This is a genomic window from Sphingobacterium sp. DR205 (assembly GCF_011064245.1).
In the GTDB taxonomy this organism is placed as follows: Bacteria; Bacteroidota; Bacteroidia; order Sphingobacteriales; family Sphingobacteriaceae; genus Sphingobacterium; species Sphingobacterium athyrii.
On the sequence record NZ_CP049333.1, the window covers coordinates 4,878,746 to 4,898,653 of the forward strand.

General features: G+C 43.4%; 13 protein-coding genes, 2 tRNA genes and 3 rRNA genes. 2 read left to right on the top strand and 16 right to left on the bottom strand.

Annotated features, from left to right (window positions below; translation table 11 throughout):
- Positions 1–62 precede the first annotated feature (62 nt).
- The 12 genes from cls to G6053_RS21200 all read right to left on the bottom strand — a co-directional run bounded on the left by cls (position 63) and on the right by G6053_RS21200 (position 13,609).
- Positions 63–1,526, bottom strand: coding sequence for a cardiolipin synthase (gene cls / locus G6053_RS21145; protein ID WP_165308333.1), 1,464 nt, complete (start codon positions 1,524–1,526; stop codon positions 63–65).
- A gap of 57 nt (positions 1,527–1,583) precedes the next feature.
- Positions 1,584–2,273 (bottom strand): sulfite exporter TauE/SafE family protein, encoded by a 690-nt coding sequence (locus tag G6053_RS21150; RefSeq protein ID WP_108632974.1) that lies wholly within the window; start codon positions 2,271–2,273, stop codon positions 1,584–1,586.
- A gap of 9 nt (positions 2,274–2,282) precedes the next feature.
- Positions 2,283–2,705, bottom strand: coding sequence for a FixH family protein (locus G6053_RS21155; protein ID WP_108632973.1), 423 nt, complete (start codon positions 2,703–2,705; stop codon positions 2,283–2,285).
- An 11-nt stretch (positions 2,706–2,716) separates the two neighbouring features.
- A complete protein-coding gene (gene ccoG / locus G6053_RS21160) occupies positions 2,717–4,105 on the bottom strand; it encodes a cytochrome c oxidase accessory protein CcoG (RefSeq protein ID WP_108632972.1) in 1,389 nt (462 codons plus the stop codon).
- A gap of 15 nt (positions 4,106–4,120) precedes the next feature.
- Positions 4,121–5,014 (bottom strand): cbb3-type cytochrome c oxidase N-terminal domain-containing protein, encoded by an 894-nt coding sequence (locus G6053_RS21165; RefSeq protein WP_165308335.1) that lies wholly within the window; start codon positions 5,012–5,014, stop codon positions 4,121–4,123.
- Positions 5,015–5,017: 3 nt separating this feature from the next.
- Positions 5,018–5,212 carry a hypothetical protein gene (locus tag G6053_RS21170; RefSeq protein WP_108632970.1) on the bottom strand — a complete coding sequence of 65 codons (195 nt, stop codon included), beginning with the start codon at positions 5,210–5,212 and terminating at the stop codon, positions 5,018–5,020.
- A gap of 4 nt (positions 5,213–5,216) precedes the next feature.
- Entirely contained in the window at positions 5,217–7,355 is a 2,139-nt protein-coding gene (ccoN, locus tag G6053_RS21175) for a cytochrome-c oxidase, cbb3-type subunit I (RefSeq protein WP_108632969.1), read from the bottom strand.
- Between the two features lie 906 nt (positions 7,356–8,261).
- Positions 8,262–8,373 (bottom strand): 5S ribosomal RNA (gene rrf / locus G6053_RS21180).
- Positions 8,374–8,544: 171 nt separating this feature from the next.
- Positions 8,545–11,424: ribosomal RNA gene (locus G6053_RS21185) — 23S ribosomal RNA — on the bottom strand.
- A gap of 282 nt (positions 11,425–11,706) precedes the next feature.
- Positions 11,707–11,780: transfer RNA gene (locus G6053_RS21190), tRNA-Ala, on the bottom strand.
- A gap of 102 nt (positions 11,781–11,882) precedes the next feature.
- Positions 11,883–11,956 (bottom strand) — tRNA-Ile (locus tag G6053_RS21195).
- A 123-nt stretch (positions 11,957–12,079) separates the two neighbouring features.
- Positions 12,080–13,609 (bottom strand): 16S ribosomal RNA (locus G6053_RS21200).
- Together the 16S, 23S and 5S rRNA genes with 2 tRNA genes alongside form the textbook arrangement of a ribosomal RNA operon.
- Positions 13,610–14,122: 513 nt before the next feature.
- On the opposite strand from G6053_RS21200, the gene G6053_RS21205 reads away from it, so the two are divergent.
- Positions 14,123–14,398 (top strand): hypothetical protein, encoded by a 276-nt coding sequence (locus tag G6053_RS21205; protein ID WP_165308337.1) that lies wholly within the window; start codon positions 14,123–14,125, stop codon positions 14,396–14,398.
- Positions 14,399–15,190: 792 nt separating this feature from the next.
- Here the strand turns inward: G6053_RS21205 and G6053_RS21210 are convergent.
- Positions 15,191–16,297, bottom strand: a complete 1,107-nt coding sequence (locus G6053_RS21210; protein WP_165306649.1) for an ISAs1 family transposase — start codon at positions 16,295–16,297, stop codon at positions 15,191–15,193.
- A 186-nt stretch (positions 16,298–16,483) separates the two neighbouring features.
- Here G6053_RS21210 and G6053_RS21215 point away from each other — a divergent pair, with 186 nt between their 5' ends.
- Complete coding sequence (locus G6053_RS21215; protein WP_108635810.1) at positions 16,484–17,506, top strand: LacI family DNA-binding transcriptional regulator; 1,023 nt, start codon at positions 16,484–16,486, stop codon at positions 17,504–17,506.
- Between the two features lie 136 nt (positions 17,507–17,642).
- Here G6053_RS21215 and uxuA read toward each other — a convergent pair whose 3' ends face one another.
- From uxuA to ccoS, 3 genes are all read right to left on the bottom strand, one after another.
- Positions 17,643–18,803 (bottom strand): mannonate dehydratase, encoded by a 1,161-nt coding sequence (uxuA, locus tag G6053_RS21220; RefSeq protein ID WP_165308339.1) that lies wholly within the window; start codon positions 18,801–18,803, stop codon positions 17,643–17,645.
- Positions 18,804–18,815: 12 nt separating this feature from the next.
- Positions 18,816–19,634 (bottom strand): SDR family oxidoreductase, encoded by an 819-nt coding sequence (locus G6053_RS21225; protein WP_108635808.1) that lies wholly within the window; start codon positions 19,632–19,634, stop codon positions 18,816–18,818.
- Between the two features lie 107 nt (positions 19,635–19,741).
- Positions 19,742–19,903, bottom strand: coding sequence for a cbb3-type cytochrome oxidase assembly protein CcoS (gene ccoS / locus G6053_RS21230; RefSeq protein ID WP_121127391.1), 162 nt, complete (start codon positions 19,901–19,903; stop codon positions 19,742–19,744).
- Positions 19,904–19,908: the final 5 nt, after the last annotated feature.

Consider the following 19,908-nt stretch of genomic DNA (forward strand, 5'->3'; position numbering starts at 1 on the left):
CCAGTCCTATTATGGCATTTTTAACATTTATTATAACATTATACCTGCATTCAAGCAAACTGCTAAAGTAAAGGCGCCAATAAACGGCAGATGGAATCGACCCCCCGTTTCCAGCGGCTTCTTTGCATCCATTTACGAATTGTAATTAAATCCGAAGCTTCAATATCCACAAGAAATTGATTGTTCAGACGTTCACAAAGCGCTTTGTCAGAAACAATCCCCGATATCTCAAAATTGATATAAAAACTTCTGATATCCAGGTTGGTCGTGCCAATATAGGCTAGTTTACCATCGATACAGATCGTTTTGGCATGTAGAAATCCTTTGGTATAAAGATATACATTTACTCCCCTTTCGAGCAGCGGCTTGATAAAGGAAAAGGAAGCATGCTGTACAAAAAAGGAATCAGATTTTGCCGGCAACATCAGATCAACGCGAACCCCTGAAGAAACTGCCAGCATCAATGCTGTCGTCAGTTGATCACTCGGAATAAAATAAGGTGTACACAATTGTACATATTCCTTTGCTTCATTGATTCCGGCAATAATTGCCTCCATATTGAATGGAGCCGGAGAGCCGGGATCGCTCGCTGTAAAGCCAACACCACTCGCGTCCTCATCAGCGATCGGAAATCTATTTAAATAGCCTTTACCTAGTTCAAATGATTCTGCATCCGTTTGATTCCAGCTATTCCAAAACTGAATTTGCAAGGTATTTACGGCCGCTCCAATGATCATCATTGCTGTATCGCGCCAATAAATGTCATTTTTTCCATTATTGATATAACGATCTGAAATATTGATTCCCCCAACAAAACCTACTTTTCCATCGATGACCGCAATCTTTCGGTGATTTCGATAATTGCTATTGGCCAAGGAAGAAAAAGTGACGGGAAGAAAGGGCTCAAAAAGAAAATCAGGCTTATGTCTATGTAAATATTTAATTACATCAGGAGCACCAAAACTGTCCAGGATCAAACGTACTGTCACTCCTGCTTTTGCTTTCTCTTCTAATATTTGCAATATTTCGCGTCCGACCTCATCCATTTCCCAGATATAGTATTCCATATGAATGGAATGTTTCGCATCTTTCAGTTGCTGAATCAATACCGGAAATTTTTCCTCGCCATTAATAAACAATGTCACATCGTTATTTAGGGAGAATGTGGATATTTTCTGGTTTTTGAGGTACCGATAGACCATAGCCAAACTCCCTATGCGTTCGTTCAGGGTATCAATATGTTCCTCCATAATTTCCGATTCCTTGCGCCAGGCATCTAGTAATTTTTTTGATTGCTCGCGGTACATCCGCTTCATTCTTTTAACTTTCTTAAATTTTTGACCAAAGAAATAATAACTGAGCAGACCGATTACAGGCAGAAAAACAATCACCATAATCCAAGCGATCGTTTTGGCAGGATTACGGTTTTCAATCAAGATGGTGCCGATTACACCAATATATAAGACAAGTAAGGGAATCCAGTAATATTGTAAAGCAATTTGTAAAATATAATGAAGTACCTCCATATGATGCGCTAAGTTTAATATCAAATATAATACTTAGCCCCGACAAATTGTATGCCCTTAAGCACAGTTTATTGCACCGTCAATATGGATAAGAGGACTTAAATAAGGGATATTTAAGTTCGCCCCTCTAAGTATAAACCAGATCCCCAATAGGAAATATAAAAAAGGTACCCATTTTGAAAAGCTAATTTTGAAAGATCTGGAGAAGTTCCCCAATAAGGAAAACAAAAACAACAGTGGAATAGTCCCCAATCCAAAACACAACATAAATAGGAAACTCTGTTGTGGGCTGTCGGCATTCATTGCGGACATTAAGGCCATATATACCATACCACAAGGTAATAATCCGTTCAATATGCCCGCAATAAAACTCCCCCCCGGTCTATACAACCATTTCGACAGAAGTCTGACAAAGGGCTGCACGGAACGAGTCTGCAAGCGGGCTATAATAAGGTTGTTTTTCCCTACAAGCTGAAACACAGCGATCAGCACCAATATTACCCCTGTGACCCAGCTCAATGCGCGTTGCCAGCCCTGAATTTGTGCAAATGTACCAATGGTTCCCAAAAGAAATCCCAGACTACCATAGGTCAAAACCCGGCCTAATTGATACATTACCTTGTTCAGAAAAATAGACCAACTCAGCCCATGCCTGCCCTCAATGGCAAAAATTAAGGGACCGCACATGACAGCACAATGTATGCTTCCAAATAAACCCATAAAGAATGCAAAGTAGGTATAGCTCATGCTCCCGGTTTAAAATAAAATATGCTCCTCAAATAAAAAATCCTTGCCTTCACTTTTCCAGTCAACATACAAATTCCACATTCCTTTGTCGAATGTGGAAATAGGCAATGCCAGCACATTGCCCGTTGTCTGGAATGGCAGCTCCCTATCCAGCTTACTATCCGATGGTTTACGAAATAATAGTTTCCCTTTGTTCACTTTCGAGACAAAATGTATATAAAGTGTATCTTTTCTGAGCTCAACCGTCGGCGTCTCTTTCATGCTCAGCACATTCTGTTTTTTTTCATAAGCCTGATCATAATTCAAGCCTTGTTCATAATAATCGTCTTCTTCTAAGCTGTCCGTATCTTGAGTGACCATGTAAAATCCAGCCGCAACGATGCACAACATAAATACCGCTAAGATCAAAAAAATTTTTGTACCCCAATTCATTGTTCTATTTGTTAATTCATCCCGGGAGGAGCAATAAAAGTTGTTTTTAAGCTTTCAACTTTTTTATCTCCTGAATAGATAGATAATTTGATATTACTTTTATATGTTTCGACATCCTTGTTCGCGATAATCAGAAAAAAGCTTAAAGTTGCATGTCCATCTTTACCAAGCTTTTGGATAGGATTAACCAGTTGAATTTTGAGTCTCGGATCCTCGCATACTAATCGAAAAGGCATCTCTTTGCCAGATTTGTTAATTAACTCCAGGGCGTAAAGATTACTGATTGTCTTATCATCCCGAAGCTGATAGGTACTTCCTTTTGCCCGTAACAATCGACCATCAACCTGGGAGCGATTGAACAGCAAAAAACCAAATACCGATAGCAACAGCACCAAGACAATGGTGTATGCCACCGCCCGCATATTGCTTTTCTTCTTGAGCGTACCTTCAATCTCCCCCATGGGGTAAAAACCGATCAGCTTTTTGGGCTTTCCGATTTTTTCCATAACAGCATCACAGGCATCAATACATGCCGTGCAGCTCACACATTCCAATTGTAGGCCTTTGCGGATATCAATTCCTGTAGGACAAACGTGCACACAGAGTTTGCAGTCCACGCAATCCCCATGCGAGGTAGAAGCGCCTTTTTGCTGCTTTCCTCTGGGTTCACCACGTCTATGATCGTAGGCCACTGTGATACTTTGATCATCCAGAAGGACACCTTGCAATCTTCCATAGGGACAAATTGCAATACAGACGATTTCCCTGATATAGGCAAATACCGCATAAAATACCAGCGTGAATACGATGATGGAGATTAAGCCGGCAATATGCTGATCCAATGGATCGGTGACTATTTTAATCAATGCATCCGAACCGATGATATAAGCCAAAAAGATGTTCGATATAAAAAACGAAATAATCAGAAATATGCCATGCTTCAACAGCTTCTTCATCTGTTTCTGATCGGTGTTGGGACCTTCATCGCCCTTTTTTTGTTGCTGCCAATCCCCTTCGATCCAATATTCTATCCTCCTGAAGATCAGTTCGAGAAAAATTGTTTGTGGACATGTCCATCCACACCAGACACGTCCAAAGACCACTGTAAATAACACCACGCAGACCATGACGATCAGCATCCCAAAAACAAATATATAGAGATCTTGGGGGTAAAAAAGGTTTCCTAAAATCGAGAATTTCCGTTCAATAATATTGAACATTAAGAACGGCTCACCATTTATCTTGACGAAGGGAGCTACAAATAAGAACAGTAGTAGTGTATAACCAACCCACTGTCTCTTTTTATAAAGTGCTCCCTGCGGTTTTTTTGCATAGATCCACTGTCTCTTTTTTGACTTAGATCCACCATTATTGGCATTATTAACTACTACTGTACTCATTTCAATCTTGATTTACTATTCAGCTTTTTTTTCTGCCCCAGTGCCGTCATTTGCTTTGGTTGTACCCTCAGCATTTCCGTAGGTAACTTCTTCTCCTTGTGGTTCTTTTGGATTGGCAGGGTGTGTATCCCTCAGCGTAACTATGTAACTTGCCACCTGTGCAATTTGCGCCGGACTTAGGGTCTGCTCCCAAGGCACCATTCCTTTATCCGGAACACCGTACTTAATAGTTTTGAAGAGATCTTTAATCTCACCGCCATGCAACCAAAATTTATCCGTCAAGTTGGGGCCAATACCGCCCTCCCCGTTTCCACCATGACAGGCGACACAGTTTGCAGCGAATATTGCTTTTCCTTCAACCGCCATGTCTGGTTCAAATTCAACCGTATTTTCATCAACATTGCTGGCAGAAGCAGCTAAATACGCCTGTCTTTCCTTTTCCGCAACAACCATCTCATGCGCGTACTCCTGATCTTGATTCATACCAATCCCGGAAATCTGATAGATGAATAAGTAGACCACCCCAAAAAAGATTGTTCCATAAAACAAAAAATTAAACCAGATTGGAATGGGGTTATCCAGTTCCCGGATACCATCATATTCGTGATCGATGACTATGTCCTTTTCCTCAGAGATAGGTCTTATTCCCATGATCTTATTCCAAGATCGTTTCAACCATCCTCTATTGGCTAATTTCTTGAGCTCTTCCTCTTTAACCAATTCAGGCATCGTAATCTTAATAATGGATTTCATTGCGCGGTTAACCATGAGTGCCGAGGCCAGAAGGGCCAACATCACGACTATCAATACGATAATTAAGATATCTGTGTATAAATTATCTGTACCAAAACCCGAAGAAGACGGAATGACTTCTACTGTAGCAGGTGCAGTATCTAATAATAAACTCATATACTATATACTTTCAGGTGAATGATTCGTTTCCTTTTCAGTTTCCTCCTCCAAAGGCAGCTCCTTCATATAGTTTACATAGTCCTTTTTCATGCGAAACAACATGATTGCGACCGAAATAAAGAAAATCAGGAATATCCAAAGTGATACAATAAGGTAAAGCTCACTTCCGTTCAAATTTGTGATTTGTTTAAACATAGTCTTATTGAATTACGTTAACATCCTCAGCCGCTTTCGGAGCTGCTTTTATATCCGTTCCGAGTCGTTGTAAATAAGCGATTACTGCTATAATTTCGCGATCGGCCAATACATTGACTTGATTCTGTTTCAGATCGTCAGCAATTTTTTGCGCCTGTTTATGCAGATCTTGTTCCGCATTTGCTATCGCCACATCCGTATAGGGGATTCCCAATTTGCGGAGAGCTTCCATTTTATCTTTCAAAATAGAGTTATCCAACTGCTGGTCTATTAGCCAAGGATAAGAAGGCATAATACTTCCCGGAGAAGTTATGGTTGGATCCAAAAGATGATCAAAATGCCATTTATTTGGATATTTGGAACCAATGCGATGTAAATCCGGCCCGGTCCGTTTCGATCCCCATAAGAATGGTGTATCGTATACATATTCGCCAGCTTTGCTATATTCACCGTAACGGGCAGTCTCCGATCTAAACGGGCGGATTGTTTGTGTATGACAATTGACACAGCCCTCTCTGACATAAAGATCACGTCCCTGCAGTTCCAGTGCTGTATAAGGCTTCACACTTGCAATCGTCGGTACGTTTTTGGAAATGGTAAATGTAGGAACCATCTCAACCATACCACCAATCAGAATCGCGATAAGCGCCAGTACCATGAACAATATGGGTTTACGCTCAAGACGACGGTGCTGGGACTGTTCATTGACCTGAACCGGTAATAAAGCTGGTGCTTCAGCAGGCTCATTGGCCATGAGCTTACCTTGCTTCATGGTCTTAATCAGGTTGAACGTCATCAGGAAGACACCTGATAAATAAAGTGCCCCACCCAAAGCTCTCATCATATGCATTGGTAAAATTTCCAATGTTGTTGCTAAGAAGTTTGGATATTTCAAAACGCCTTCTGGTGTAAACTCTTTCCACATTAGCCCTTGTACAACCGCTGCCCAATACATCGGAATAGCGTAAAATAGAATTCCAAGTGTACCGATCCAAAAGTGAGTTGAGGCTAATTTCTTAGAGTAAAGTTCTGTTTTATAAATACGTGGGATTAGCCAATAGAGGATACCGAATGTCATAAAACCATTCCAGCCCAATGCACCAACATGTACATGCGCAACGATCCAATCGGTAAAGTGTGCAATCGCATTTACCTGCTTTAAAGACAGCATCGGTCCTTCAAACGTTGCCATACCGTAACAGGTCAGTGCGACGACCATAAATTTCAACATAGGTTCAGTCCGTACTTTATCCCAGGCACCACGCAGGGTCAACAGACCGTTTATCATACCGCCCCAACTTGGTGCAATTAGCATAATCGAAAATACTACGCCTAGGGACTGAACCCAGCTTGGTAATGCGGTATATAACAAATGGTGAGGTCCGGCCCAGATATAGATAAAGATCAATGACCAAAAGTGCAGAATACTTAATTTATAGGAATAAACCGGACGATTAGCCATTTTTGGCAAAAAGTAGTACATCATTCCCAAGTAAGGAGTAGTTAGGAAAAACGCTACAGCATTATGGCCATACCACCATTGCACAAGTGCATCTTGTACACCTTTATACACATAGTAGCTTTTCCATCCTGCCACCGGCAGTTGAATGGAGTTGACGATATGTAATACCGCTACCGTAACAAATGTGGCAATATAGAACCAAACTGCGACGTACATATGACGTTCACGCCTTTTGATAATTGTACCAAACATATTGATCCCAAACACTACCCAAATAAGGGTAATTGCGATATCAATTGGCCACTCCATTTCGGCATACTCGTGACTTGAAGTAAGTCCTAGTGGAAGAGTGATAGCCGAGGCGACAATAATTAACTGCCAACCCCAAAAATGGAGCTTGCTTAAAGCATCACTAAACATTCGCGCTTTAAGTACCCGTTGCAAGGAGTAATAGACTCCCATAAAAATACCATTACCTACGAACGCGAATATCACGGCGTTGGTATGTACTGGGCGTACACGGCCAAACGTTGTGTATTGTAATCCGAAGTTCATTTGAGGCCAAACAAGCTGCGTTGCCACAAGCAATCCTATGGTCATACCAACTATCCCCCAAATAATGGTAGCGATTCCGAAATTTCTGACAATTTTATTGTCGTAATTAAATTGCTCTAACTGCATTACTTAAATTGTTGATTCTGAATCAAAAGTAAGCAGCATTTTATGACAATCTAATGATGTACAAGGCGTACAAAAGTGATGTACATCACTTTATATAAATTGCGATAATCTGTTTTCTGTCGTCTGTTTTGGTTGATTTCAAGATATTTAAATCAAAAATGTAAGAAATAAAATAGTTTACTGTACAAAAGTCCAGGAATAAAAGTGATATCTGTCACTTTCGCCAATAGAATCGCTAGGTTATTATTACTATGGAAAGCACATTGGAAACTCGATTTACCCTTATTTTTCGCCTAATTTTCTGTCGTATTTTGTTCTCTCCTCGCTATACCTCCTTCGGGATACCCCGCTATGCAAGACAGTTAAGATTCTTATACCATTATGATTCATTCTGGCGGCAAATAGGCATTTATAATAGACAGAATAGCCAAACTCGCTCGCATGGATTACGTGTTGCCCATTCGATTTCCTTTTGCTTGTTCTCTTCAGCTCCATCCAAAGAGAAATTTAACATGTGCTAAGTCAGTCCTATGATATATGCCCCACCTCCGGCGACTCTAGCCATCGCAATGATGTATCGTTTTTCCTAAAACTTCGGATCGCCGTGAATAACCTACCATCGACATGTATTTTTAACAGTCAAATGTATTCAGATCGGTTGTGGGATTAGATCATAACCCAGTTCTTTCGAGGAATGCTATTCTGAATGGTTTTTTGGATCCTTGTTCCGTAGCTGTTCCCCAGGGTTTCCCTGCCCGGCGCTTCTTCATAGGGAACATCGGCCGGAACATAATATCAGCAAAGGGAGATAAAAGAACCGGGGACAAATAAAAGATCTTCCGGAAAAGAGATATGATCTAAACGAAAGAAGCCCTTGACTGTTTCCAGCAAGGGCTTCCGTATAAAAAAAGGCACCGACCTACTCTCCCACCTGTTACGGCAATACCATCGGCTCTGGCGGGCTTGACTGCTCTGTTCGGAATGGGAAGAGGTAGACACCGCCGATATAGGCACCTAAAGATCTTTTTAGATGTGGGATATGAGATATGAGTACCGAGATCCTGTTAGGTCCCACATAGCACGCATACATGTCCACGTCTAAATGACATATATATTGAAAGAGTTTCGTTTCTTTTTGTTATTCTTTTCGTTTCAAAAATTAAAGAGGAAGACAACAGTGTCTGTCTGCTTGAGAAAGCTTCGGGCTATTAGTACCACTTGGCTCTGGTCTCTCAACCTTTACACCTATGGCCTATCAACGTAGTCATCTCCTACGACCCTATAAGGAAGTCTCATCTCGTGGCTAGTTTCGCACTTAGATGCTTTCAGCGCTTATCTATTCCAGACGTAGCTACCCTGCCGTACACCTGGCGGCATAACAGGTTCACCAGAGGTCTGTCCAACCCGGTCCTCTCGTACTAAGGTCAGATCCACTCAAACTTCCAACGCCCACAACAGATAGGGACCGAACTGTCTCGCGACGTTCTGAACCCAGCTCGCGTGCCACTTTAATGGGCGAACAGCCCAACCCTTGGGACCTTCTCCAGCCCCAGGATGTGACGAGCCGACATCGAGGTGCCAAACCTCCCCGTCGATATGAGCTCTTGGGGGAGATCAGCCTGTTATCCCCAGCGTACCTTTTATCCTTTGAGCGATGGCCCTTCCATACAGAACCACCGGATCACTATGTCCGTCTTTCGACCCTGTTCGACTTGTCGGTCTCACAGTCAAGCAAGCTTATGCCATTGCACTCCGCGTACGGTTACCAAGCGTACTGAGCTTACCTTTGAAAGCCTCCGTTACCTTTTTGGAGGCGACCACCCCAGTCAAACTACCCACCAAACAATGTCCTCATAAAGAGTTAGAAACCGGATACAGAAAGGGCGGTATTTCAAGGTTGATTCCACGACTCCTGGCGAAGCCGCTTCAACATCTCCCGCCTATCCTACACATCCTGTACCCAATCTCAATGTTAAGCTATAGTGAAGGTGCATGGGGTCTTTCCGTCCCGTTGCGGGTAATCGGCGTCTTCACCGATACCACAATTTCACCGAGCTCATGGCTGAGACAGCGCCCAGATCGTTACACCATTCGTGCAGGTCGGAACTTACCCGACAAGGAATTTCGCTACCTTAGGACCGTTATAGTTACGGCCGCCGTTTACTGGGGCTTCGATTCAATGCTTCTCTTGCGATGACATCCCCTCTTAACCTTCCAGCACCGGGCAGGTGTCAGGCCTTATACCTCATCTTGCGATTTTGCAAAGCCATATGTTTTTGTTAAACAGTCGCCTGGGCCTTTTCACTGCGGCTGCTCATCGCTGAGACAGCGCCCCTTCTCCCGAAGTTACAGGGCCATTTTGCCGAGTTCCTTAGCCATGACTCACTCGAGCACCTTAGGATTCTCTCCTCGACCACCTGTGTCGGTTTGCGGTACGGGTCTTCATAACCTGAAGCTTAGCGGGTTTTCTTGGAAGTCTGTTTACCTGCTCTATCAGCGCCACCGGAGCTTTGCTGTACTATTGGGTTTCAGCTAGAGTTGCGGATTTGCCTACAACCCCAATACCTACGCCTTTCAACGAACTATTCCGTCAGTTCGCGGCAGTGTCACTACTCCGTCACCACATCGCAGTTATGAAGAGTACTGGAATATTAACCAGTTGTCCATCGGCTTGCCCCCTTCGGGTGCGCCTTAGGTCCCGACTGACCCTGATCCGATTAACGTTGATCAGGAAACCTTGGTCTTTCGGTGGGCGGGTTTCCCACCCGCCTTATCGTTACTTATGCCTACATTTGCTTTTCCATACGGTCCAACACCCATTACCAGGTATCTTCGCCCCATATGGAATGCTCCCCTACCAGATGCATATCTTTCAATGCAAATCCATAGCTTCGGTACCGTTCTTGATGCCCGTTTATTATCCACGCCCGGCCGCTCGACTAGTGAGCTGTTACGCACTCTTTAAATGAATGGCTGCTTCCAAGCCAACATCCTAGCTGTCTGGGCAACCGGACCTCGTTAGTTCAACTTAGAACGAATTTGGGGACCTTAGCTGATGGTCTGGGTTCTTTCCCTCTCGGCCTTGGACCTTAGCACCCAAAGCCTCACTGCCGGCCATATCTGATAGCATTCGGAGTTCGTCTGGATTTGGTAGGATTTGACTCCCCCGCACCCAATCGGTAGCTCTACCTCTATCAGACTCCATGCCGACGCTGTTCCTAAAAACATTTCGGGGAGTACGAGCTATTTCCCAGTTTGATTGGCCTTTCACCCCTACCCTCAGGTCATCCGGAAACTTTTCAACGTTTATCGGTTCGGTCCTCCATTACATGTTACTGCAACTTCAACCTGCCCAAGGGTAGATCACAAGGTTTCGCGTCTACCTCATCTGACTATGCGCCCTATTAAGACTCGCTTTCGCTTCGGCTGCGTCCCTGAAGGACTTAACCTTGCCAGACAAGAGTAACTCGTAGGCTCATTATGCAAAAGGCACGCTGTCACAGAATCTCTCTGCTCCAACCGCTTGTAAGCACACGGTTTCAGGTTCTTTTCACTCCCCTGTTCGGGGTTCTTTTCACCTTTCCCTCACGGTACTGGTTCACTATCGGTCTCTCAGGAGTATTTAGCCTTACCAGATGGTGCTGGTGGATTCCCACAGGATTTCTCCGGTCCCGCGGTACTCAGGATACCACTATGCCAATATTCTTTGCCTGTACGGGGCTCTCACCCTTGTCGCGCAGTTTCCCACCTGCTTCCAGTTCATAGCATTGTACAATATCGTGGTCCTACAACCCCGACTATGCCGTAACATAATCGGTTTGGGCTCTTTCCCGTTCGCTCGCCACTACTTGGGAAATCATTGTTATTTTCTTCTCCTACGCCTACTTAGATGTTTCAGTTCAGCGCGTTCGCGTTTTATACGGCTATTCTTCAAATAGCCAGGTTGCCCCATTCGGAAATCTACGGATCAAGTCGCATTTGCCGATCCCCGTAGCTTATCGCAGCTTATCACGTCCTTCTTCGCCTCTGAGAGCCTAGGCATCCCCCGTGTGCCCTTATTTACTTTCTTCACCGACATAGCCTTTTGCCACTATGCGGCTGCTTTTGATATATATACCCGTATGCTACGCAATGATTCGTTCGGCCTTGACCGAGGGTCTCCTCATCACATCAAACACATACAAGCATTGTCTCTATACTGTTGTCTTCTCTTGTAATTTTTTTTCTCTTTCAATATGTCAAAGAACTCTTTTTTTAGTAGTGAGTAGTTAGATAGCAGTATCAAGATTTTTATATGTCGCCATATCATCTCTAAATACTATATACTAAATACTTGGTACTACTAAGAACGTGGAGAATAACGGATTCGAACCGTTGACCCCCTGCGTGCAAGGCAGGTGCTCTAGCCAGCTGAGCTAATTCCCCTTTTTTTAAGTAGTTAGATGTTAGACTTTAGTAGCTAGATCATGGTATGTCGCCATGCATTTCTCTAAATACTAAATACTTCCTACTAAATACTCTATCAAGTAGTCCCGAGCAGATTTGAACTGCTGACCCCTACATTATCAGTGTAGTGCTCTAACCAACTGAGCTACGGGACTAGCTATTCTGTTCATCTCTTCTCTCTCAGGGACCGCTCCATAAGGGGCGGGCACTTTCTTCTGATGTTTTTCTTCTTTTGCAATCATATGTAACGTGACGAGCACCGGTCCGCGATACTCTAGAAAGGAGGTATTCCAGCCGCACCTTCCGGTACGGCTACCTTGTTACGACTTAGCCCCAATTATCGGTTTTACCCTAACACGCTCCTTGCGGTCACATGCTTTAGGTACCCCCAACTTTCATGGCTTGACGGGCGGTGTGTACAAGGCCCGGGAACGTATTCACCGCGTCATTGCTGATACGCGATTACTAGCGAATCCAACTTCATGGGGTCGAGTTGCAGACCCCAATCCGAACTGTGAATGGCTTTTAGAGATTAGCATCATATTGCTATGTAGCTGCCCGCTGTACCATCCATTGTAGCACGTGTGTAGCCCCGGACGTAAGGGCCATGATGACTTGACGTCGTCCCCACCTTCCTCACTGTTTGCACAGGCAGTCTGTTTAGAGTCCCCACCATTACATGCTGGCAACTAAACATAGGGGTTGCGCTCGTTGCGGGACTTAACCCAACACCTCACGGCACGAGCTGACGACAGCCATGCAGCACCTAGTTTCGTGTCCCGAAGGACGGATGCGTCTCTGCATCCTTCACTAACTTTCAAGCCCGGGTAAGGTTCCTCGCGTATCATCGAATTAAACCACATGCTCCTCCGCTTGTGCGGGCCCCCGTCAATTCCTTTGAGTTTCACCCTTGCGGGCGTACTCCCCAGGTGGATAACTTAACGCTTTCGCTGGGACGCTGGCTGTCTATCGCCAACATCGAGTTATCATCGTTTAGGGCGTGGACTACCAGGGTATCTAATCCTGTTCGATCCCCACGCTTTCGTGCATCAGCGTCAATACCAGCTTAGTGAGCTGCCTTCGCAATCGGAGTTCTAAGACATATCTATGCATTTCACCGCTACTTGTCTTATTCCGCCCACTTCAAATGGATTCAAGCCCATCAGTATCAAAGGCACTGCGATGGTTGAGCCACCGTATTTCACCCCTGACTTAATGGGCCGCCTACGCACCCTTTAAACCCAATAAATCCGGATAACGCTCGGATCCTCCGTATTACCGCGGCTGCTGGCACGGAGTTAGCCGATCCTTATTCTTCCGGTACATTCAGCCAGGTACACGTACCTGGGTTTATTCCCGGACAAAAGCAGTTTACAACCCATAGGGCAGTCATCCTGCACGCGGCATGGCTGGTTCAGGCTTCCGCCCATTGACCAATATTCCTTACTGCTGCCTCCCGTAGGAGTCTGGTCCGTGTCTCAGTACCAGTGTGGGGGATTCTCCTCTCAGAGCCCCTAGACATCGTCGCCTTGGTAAGCCGTTACCTTACCAACCAGCTAATGTCACGCGAGCCCATCTCTATCCTATAAATATTTAATAACCAGACGATGCCGAATAGTTATATTATGCGGTGTTAATCTCTCTTTCGAGAGGCTATCCCCCTGATAGAGGTAGGTTGCTCACGCGTTACGCACCCGTGCGCCACTCTCACCATCTTCGAGCAAGCTCTCTGATGGATCCCGTCCGACTTGCATGTATTAGGCCTGCCGCTAGCGTTCATCCTGAGCCAGGATCAAACTCTCCATTGTAAAATGAAGTTTTTGATTCCAACTATTTACATAATCAGAATTCTTTTTTTATATCTCTGATCTTGGACCGAATTGAACCAATTCTTGAATTTGTTCATGACTTTCGTCTCCTACTCGTCACGCTTACATGATTGTGTTTTCTTAAAGAACTTCTGCGCTTCAACTTCCGTATCCGCTATATTCCGATGGGCACCAGGCCCGTCTTTATCTTTTTATGTTTCCCTCCGTTTCCGTTGGGACTGCAAAGGTAGAAATCTTTTTTGAACTTCCAAAAAACTTTTGAAGTTTTTTTTCTTTTTCTTTTCCAATTTCTGCGCTTAACTCCCGTTAAACCCTTCTTTTTTCATTGGCTCCCTCTTTCGAAGCAACCGTTCCTCCCTTGCGGAGTGGTGCAAAGATAGGGAGATTACTAACAAACTTCCAAGCCTTTTGTTTTATTTTCTTTTGATATCACCCTAACTGGCTGGACATCTGGCTGATTGTTTTTGCAGAACAGGGTTCAGGAAGCCTAAAATGGAGAATCGTGTACCGGAGAAAGGACATGGCAATGCAAAAATAACCATATGGGCATGGGTTTACCGTTATTTACAGTATTCCGACGCCCTGACGGAGGATTTCGGGTCCTTTCCGGAACGGAAATCGGAACTCAGGCGCGGCGGATGCCGTGGAAAAGAAAAGGGAATCGAGCACAGGTGCGGAGACGGTGGATCGGAAAGGTCAGCGATGCAAGGTCTGGGATCAGATAGCAGTAGACTTCTAGGGGAACTGAAGAGCACCCCGGCCGGATAGACAAAAGACCAGAACCGGAAAACTCCCAATGAGCCGGATCACCCCGGTCAGGGAGACCGAATCATGTGCAGGTATAAAAACCGCAGCCGGGCAGTCCGCAGGGGTCATATAAAAACAAGGCAGAAGCAGCAACAGCAATGCCGATACAGATCCAATGTTTAGTTAGGGTTTACTTAGGTTTTGTTTAGGTTTAGTTTAGGTATTCTTTAGGTAAAAGCTAATGAATACCTAACTAAATCCTAACCTAATAGTAGGTTACTACTACTTTAATATTGGACTTATCTTTAAAAAATACCAGACCAGGTATCTCTGCAGCCAAAAACATCCTTTTTCCGGGGGTTTTTTCTTACCTTCTTGCCATCTCCCCGGCTTTTCTCTACGTTTACCTACCTTTTCCCTCATTGTCTGCTGTTTGTATAGGTAAACAATAGAGATGGGTTAGGCATAAACCAGTCTTGCTAATAACCAGACTATGAGGCTAGTGGTGGCATATATCCGTAGTGAATCCGAGCCTAACTCGCTAGAACAGCAGTAGCAGCCCAGTTGAACCATGCTAACATCTGCGCTCCTACTCCTTTAAGCCCGAGCCCATTCCAAGGGGATCTCGAGGGGATCTCGAATCGACGCCGAAAGAACGCCAAAATAGATCAAACACCAAGTCATTGGATAGAAACGTAGTTTTTTGAAGTAAAAGCACTCAAAAATTGCACTTGTTAAACATAAAAATGCTATAAAGCGGACTACATTATTGTTACAACATAAATCTTGGATAATTATCCAGGGTCAACGCATTTAAATTTGATTAAAAATTTGCATTAGATACTTATCATCCCATCCCGCTTTGAGTCTCTTTGTGACCAATGAGCCCTTTGATGTATCCTTTTTGAGCAGATTGAGTCCTATTTTTCTAATATATGAGAAGTTGTCGGCGGCATTCTTTGTTCTCTTTCTTTGCCTGTCCTCATTAAATATCATATCCAGTGACCAGTGCAACTTGTTTTCCACGCCCCAGTGTAACCTGATATAACTATTGAAATGTGCAGCTTTTTCATTCAAGCTGCTGATATAATAGCGCTGTTCTGTGGTCACCTTGTTTCCTATCTCCCTTGTGGAACTTATGCGTACCACCGATTTTATTGAAGCCCATGAAATACTGTTGTCTATGAAGGTAAGGTCGGTGATCACCTCGCATTTACGGCTTTCTATGCGTCCGTGCCCTTTCTCCTGGGCGAGATCTGCGTCTGCTGGAAGCTGGTTTTCAAATCGACCCTTTATCTGATCCAATAGTTCCTGTTGGTTTCCCTTGACCGATAGGATATAATCCGCCTTGTTCTCTACGATCTTCTGTGCAATATCGACTTGGGTACCCATAGCATCTATGGTCACGATACTCCCTTCTATGTCCAGCAGTTCCAATAAAAGGGGGATTGCGGTGATCTCGTTGCTCTTATCAGAGACTTTCAATTGTCCCAATACCAGCTCATTACTGGATGCCCATGCGCTCACCATGTGTATTGGACTCTGGGAATGAAAACTATCCCTTGAACCCCTAATGCTCTTCCCATCTATACTGATGACCTCCTTTTTGATCGACTCATTCTTCAGGCTACCTGCCCATTCTACGAACATTTTTTCAAACAACTTGGGCCGAAGACCGCTAAAGACACGATTGATCGTGTCGTGTGAGGGAATCCCATGAGGCAGTTTGAGAAAACCTTTGAGAAAACCAAGCTTGGTTTTACCGAAAGCCTCAATGGAATCCCAGGATTCAGCACCACAAAGTACACCAAGGATCGACAGAATGATGATGTCACTCAAAAGATGCTTCTTGTTCCGGCTAATCCGGTGGTCGGGAAACTGTTCAAAATAGTGATGGAGGGTACTCTTTTTCTCTAACATGATGGAACAAAGATACCTCCATCAGAGCATTAACGAAACACATATTACCAACATCGAAAACCTAAAAATGTGGAAACTCTCCTGAATTTTTTATTTTTAATGCGTTAGCCCTGGATAATTATCAAAAAAAGTTTGTTTGTATATTTTTTTATGTAGATTTATCTTCTCATAATAACCTCCAACGTGATGAGCAGAACTACCCTGAAAGATATAGCTTTAGAACTCAACATTTCTGTTTCCACCGTTTCCAAAGCGCTATCAGACAGCTACGAAATCAGTGAAGCAACGAAAAAATTGGTTCAGGATTATGCCAAGAAACATAATTTCCATCCCAATAAATTAGCAAGGAGTTTAAAAATTGGAAAATCAAATACCATTGGAGTTATTGTTTCCAATATCAGCAATACCTTCGTGTCACAGATTCTCGATGGAATCCAGATCGCCTCCCAACAAACCATCTACGATATTATATTCATGCAAAGCAGGGAGGATGAACGTATCGAAAAAAATTGCATAGACGTATTAAGAATGCGTGGTATAGACGGGCTAATGATCGCTCCCGTATCGTCTGGATCAAATATTGAAGAACTTAAAGATCTTATTAAAGCTAAAATACCCGTTGTCATCTTCGACCGCATCAACCACAAATTGGATACATTCAAGGTAGGGGTCAATAACTTCCAGGGAGCATACAATGCTACCCAGCATCTAATTCAACAAGGAAAACGAAATATATTACATATTACGGGGAAAAACCTAGGGGTTGCAGTCGAACGTTTAAATGGTTTCAAAGCCGCCCTCTCCGATGCAGGCATTCCTTTTAATGAAAATCACTACATTGAATGTAGTTTTAACAGCGTGGTTGATTTGGACAATACAATAAAAGAAATTATCATCAAGGAATATCTTGATCACAAAAATATCGATGCAATTTTTGGTGCAACGGATATTATCACAACAAGAACATTGGGAATTCTGGCAGAACTTCAGATAGAAGTTCCGGCTCAAGTCGCTGTCATTGGATTCTCCAATACCCAAATCGCAGCGTCATTAAATCCTGCATTGTCAACAGTCGTGCAACCCGCAACTGAAATTGGAGAAATAGCAACCAAAAAATTGATTGACACCATCAATCAGACAAGACCAATTCACGAATTTGAAACCATTGAACTTCCGACACAACTTATTGTAAGAAAATCTTCGTTATAACCCTTCCCTTTTACGTTGAGGGAAAAGAAAAAAATACAGTCGGAAAATATCGCTTGTGCTATTATCTCCTGACTGTATTTTTTCATATTATGATCTTATCACCGACAAAATTAATTACCATGATTATTATCATAGGTTACTCACCGGCAATTCCATATTCCAATCCCCGTAATTCGGCTAAACCTCTTAAGCGACCGATAGCAGAATAGCCGGGATTTGTCACTTTATGAAGATCATCCAGCATCTGATGTCCATGATCCGGTCTAAAAGGTATTGCTGTAGATCTCAATTGGTTCTCCGCGACTAAAATTTGCATAATCTTATACATATTCACATCCCCATCCAGATGGTCTGCTTCATAGAAACTACCAATGGTATCTTTCTTAACATTCCGCAAATGGACAAAGTTTACCCGCGCCTTCACCTGCTCTAATATCGCCGGTAAATCATTGGTCTGGCTGGCCCCTAAAGAACCCGTACAAAAACAAATACCATTGAATTGTTGAGGTACTTCGTTCAATATATAGTTTAAATCCTCTCCATTGCTCGCTATACGAGGCAAACCCAGAATCGGATATGGCGGATCGTCCGGATGGATGGTCATATGGATGCCATTGGCTTCGCATACGGCAGAAATTCCGTTTAAAAAGTAGACCAGATTGCTACGCAAGCCATCCCTTCCAATATGTTTATAGGTATCAATGCTAGCTTTTAAAGCATCCAATTCCACACTTTTTTCTCCCGGAATCCCCATCAACACAACATTGGACAAGCTATCTTTTTGTTGTTCAGATATTTCATCGAAGCGCGCTGTTGCTCTTTTTACAATATCTTCTGTATAATCCTTTTCAGCGGAGACTCTTTTTAAAATAAAAATATCAAAAAGCGCCAGGTCAATCCAGTCAAAATAAAGAGCCTTTGAGCCATCTGCCATCACCAAATCCAGTTGCGTTCTAGTCCAATCCAGTACTGGCATAAAATTGTAACAGATTGTTTTAATACCGCATTCCGCAAGATTAGCTAGTGTCTGGTTATACTTAGCGATATACTCATCAACTTTCGGTCCTTTTGTTTTAATTTCTTCATGAACCGTCACGCTCTCCACCACCGACCAAACTAAGCCCGCATCTTCAATAATACGTTTTCGTTCCCGAATATCAGCCAGAGGCCAAACTTCCCCATGGGGAATATGATGTAGTGCCGTCACGATACCCGTTGCACCAGCCTGTTTAACATCCTGTAAGGATACCGGATCGTTGGGACCATACCAACGCCATGTTTGTTCTAATTTATTCATCTCAAAATTTCGTTAAACGCCACACCATGCATTAAAGCCGCCATCCACAAAAACCGTCTCTCCAGTTACAAATGCTGAGGCATCACTCAACAAATAGATCAAAGTCCCTTTCAATTCCCGCGGATCTCCCAAACGATTATAAGGTGTTCCGCTGAGTATCCGCTTGGTTCTTTCACTATAGCTACCGTCGGAGTTTATTAATAGATTTTTGTTTTGTTTGGTCAGGAAGACACCCGGAGCAATTGCATTGACACGAACTTGGTCACCGTAACGCTGCGCAAGTTCCGTTGCCATCCACTTTGTATAGCCATCAATACCGTGTTTAGCCACCGTATATCCTAATACCCTTGTGAAGGGCCTGCTCGCAGTCAGGGAGGAAATATTTACGATTACTCCCTTTCCGCTTTCCGCTATGACACGGCCAATAATATGTGTAGGAATAATTGTTCCATAAAGGTTCAGCTCGATCGCTTTGATGGTATCCTGAATATTACTTGCAAACAGATCTTGATCAGCTCCTATTGTTGCACCTGGGATATTTCCGCCTACAGCATTCACCAGACCGTCTATTCGCCCCCATTTATCGAGGATTTCATCCTTTGCTCTGCTGATATCCTGTTCGTCCATGATATCTACTTCTACGAACATGGCCTCCCCACCAAGGGATTCCACCTGCTGCACACGCTCAGCTCCGATCTGCTGGTTACGTCCAAGAATAGCAACTTTGGCCTCTGCTTCAGCCAGTGCTTCCACAAATGCCTCGCCTAGAATTCCCGTACCTCCTGTGATAACGACAACCTTATCTTTTAATGAAAATGGGTTATTACTCATGTATTTCTATTTCAAATTGGTATTTATCCCCAATTTTATTGATAATAACCTTAATTACAAAAAAAAGTAATTGATTTAATTACGATAACGTTTTAGTTAACACTAATCTATTTTCCCTCTTCTTCTATTATTTCATCATCAAACAGAATTCTTACCGAAGGGGTATAAGTATCGTCGTGCTGACCCGATTTATTCGCCCAGAAAAAAGCGCATAAAAACACCAATGCCAATAGGACACTACAACCGATTAGAATGTACATGATTTCCATAACAA